Annotated in this window: 4 protein-coding genes; all 4 read right to left on the reverse strand. The window is 41.7% G+C overall.

What is annotated here, in order from left to right:
* Positions 1 to 292: 292 nt before the first annotated feature.
* On the reverse strand, positions 293 to 871 hold the full coding sequence (locus GPLA_RS06385; RefSeq protein WP_226993067.1) for a hypothetical protein: 579 nt from the start codon (positions 869 to 871) through the stop codon (positions 293 to 295).
* The gene (locus GPLA_RS06390) at positions 852 to 1,340 is read right to left on the reverse strand and encodes a hypothetical protein (protein ID WP_007104044.1); all 489 of its coding nucleotides are present in this window, start codon (positions 1,338 to 1,340) and stop codon (positions 852 to 854) included. Before GPLA_RS06390 ends, GPLA_RS06385 begins: the two co-directional genes overlap by 20 nt.
* Positions 1,341 to 1,350: 10 nt before the next feature.
* Positions 1,351 to 1,911, reverse strand: coding sequence for a hypothetical protein (locus GPLA_RS06395; protein WP_040514044.1), 561 nt, complete (start codon positions 1,909 to 1,911; stop codon positions 1,351 to 1,353).
* A gap of 81 nt (positions 1,912 to 1,992) precedes the next feature.
* A complete protein-coding gene (locus tag GPLA_RS06400) occupies positions 1,993 to 2,625 on the reverse strand; it encodes a hypothetical protein (RefSeq protein WP_007104046.1) in 633 nt (210 codons plus the stop codon).
* Positions 2,626 to 2,984: the final 359 nt, after the last annotated feature.

Here is a 2,984-nt window from a genome sequence, read left to right on the forward strand (position 1 = left end):
AGGTTAGTTAATGCTGAAATTGATCATTCTTAAAATCGCTATATTTATAGTACTTTTTGACACCACTTCGCCATTTTTTAAATGAATAGCTATCTTTCCCTGCCTGCGAAGTACACGAATTCAGGCTAATCATATTCGTGATATTTTAGGCAAGATTATTACCGCTAATTTGAATTCAGCTAGTCGCCGGTGAATAGGCGCATACCATTGCTTAGAAGTCTGCTTTATTGTATCTGCGCAAATCATTAAACGTTGCTATTTTTAAGCGATCGTTTAGGAAGTCATTGGCGGATTAATGATAGCTTTCAGTGTGCGGTACATACTTAGCATTCGCATGCCTAAAGAATATATTACATTGCGTTAGCTCAATTCCTTGCTGGCTTTCCTGCACATAAGGGTTTAGCTCTAATACAACAGAGACTTGCTCGGCATGCCCTAGATAAACAGCTAATATTGATTGATATAGTTGGTATTTCAACGTCAAATCAACGTCTGGTGGAACCCAAGGCATGCGCAGAATTAGATTGGAATTACAGTTTGGAGCCTGAATTGGGAAAGCGCTCTTTTTTAAAAGCACTTCAAATTGTCCACCATTTTGCTCGAATTCTTGCAATGTATAGCGTTCTACTTGCAACAGGTTTTCAGAATCGAGCACAAATTTTAGATGATAATACGGCTTGCCTGAAGCAGTGTAATTAGTCACGTATTTCGGCTTATTATCAGTTGCTTGAACAACAGAATAGTTACTTTGCTCGGTTAAGCGTTTTTGTTGGGTATGCTGGCTGTTTGTTGAACAGGCACTCAAGCATGACAAGAATACCCATAAACCTACAGTAAAGGTTTTTCGTATTTCAAATGTTACTTTGTGCAAGATACCGTTCCCACTTTTCAATGAATTCACTTGGTTTACCCTTACCAAGCGGCGTATTGTAATATTCTTTCCAATAGTTTGCCTGTGCTTTTACATCTCCCGCATCAGGTAACTTTTCCGGTACACGCATATAATGAATGCGTGCCATTGCAGTTGCATATTTGTCGTTACTTTCAAGCTCTGCAATTTTGTCCGCATCAGGCGAGCGAAGAAAGGCAATAGCCTTGGCAGCAAGTTCACTGCGATACCTTAAATAGTTGTCCCAGATATCATTATGAGTTGCCGGTTCCATTTGATAGTAACTCACCGCCGGTCCACCGCCCATTTGAACTCGATACTTTAAAAACAAACTTTCTTGAATAGCCGTGCCCAACAACAATTCTTCTGCGGCTAAGTTCGAGGCGCCCATTTGGGTTAATACTGGTTGAATTATATTTTGCCGAAAATCGATTAGCTTTCTCATATCCATTTTCTTTCCTCTATTTTTGATCTTCGTTTGACGTCACTACTTCAATGGTTGTGTTGGATTCTTTGACCCTGACTTGAGTTTCAGCCTGATGGGATAGTTTATCGAGAATATTGGGGATCATTTTTTCGGAAAAGCCAGCGATAAACGCCCACAATAGGGCTTTTGCTGCATCTAAAGTATGTTCGGGTTGAATTTGAAAAACACTTCTGAGCCCCTCATAATCATGTTCTTTGTTTACAAATTCAGGAAACAAAGGCCCACTAATCATGTCGGTAATAAAAAAAGCATAACAAATCCAGCCGAGCAGCCCGGCAATAATCGGTGAAATATAAATTTGTAAAATAGCGTTTGCTTCTACTTTAGCTGAGGCCACATCCTTTAACCGAAAGTAGGTACTAATTATGCCTCCCCCGGCACCTGCAATAAAAATGGCCATGGTTAAGGGGAATTCAACCTCGCCATTTGTTGGCGCCCATAGAGAAACAGCTAACAGCACGAAGATAATGAGTGGTGGCATGCAAGCATGGAAGAATACGTTTCTTGAGATGCTAAAAGATTTGGATTCAAGCATTGTTATTTCAACTTAGTAGAATAACTCGTCTAGAAATAGCGAATAAACCACAACCTGAATAGTTTGTACGCTAATAGTTGTTCAGTAACCCGCTAGAGCAATACCATCAAGGGCAAGTTCTTTGGTGACTTGATTATTAGCGGTAATTTCCCATTTCGCAAACGTGATCAATAGCGCCACCATTTCATCTTTATTGACGGTAGTCTCATTTGCGAACAACTTTAAGTCTTCGTCTGGGCCTTTTCCAAGTGCCCGTGAAATCTGCTTTGCATATTCTGTGGTTGGGTTTGGTCTGCCACCTGCCACAGAGCCAATGGTATCTGTCGCCGGTGCGTAACGATTCATGATGTCATTAGCAGAACGAAGATTGTGGGTAAAGTAATAGGTACGCATGAGTTTGACAAAAGCGCGAGCCGCGTATTTTGGGTGTGAAAACTGAGCATGTCCCCTTGAGTCTTGAGACTCTTGACCATCCCAGTATGTGGGTTTACCCATAGGCGATTTAATACACCAATAGTTATTAAATCGCACACATACCATGCCTGGCTGATTTAGCTGTTGTTGTGAATAATTTGCCGCTACCCATTCTCCTTGATGCTTATTGAGTAAAGGAACATAGTCACTCGATACTGATGTCTGTGCCACCACGAGGTTTGAAGCGAAAATGATAAGAACAACTGACCACATATTCCATATTGTTTTCTTTAATGACATGTCCATTGATCCATTAAATGGTATTTTCCAATGAGCGTAGAAGTCAAACATGCTTATTGCAAGGCAGTGTTGGCTGGGAGATTCGATGGGACAGAACTTCGGCCGACACGCTTGCGTGGCGACTTTGTGAATCCCAGATACAAAAAAACCGACTCAGGGGTGAACCCCGTATCTTTAGGAAAGCGGTTCCGCCCGGCTGAACGAGACCGCATGGACGCGGTGGCTGGGTGCAGATCATCATGGAAGTGTTTACTCCAATTCCGCTGAAACCAACACTTCTCAAATTCCAGACACAAAAAAACCGACTTGAAGTCGGTTTGTGTATCTCTTCGCGTAGACAACAAAGAGATGGTGCCAGT

Origin of the sequence: Paraglaciecola polaris LMG 21857, from assembly GCF_000315055.1 — a bacterium.
Lineage (GTDB): Bacteria > Pseudomonadota > Gammaproteobacteria > Enterobacterales > Alteromonadaceae > Paraglaciecola > Paraglaciecola polaris.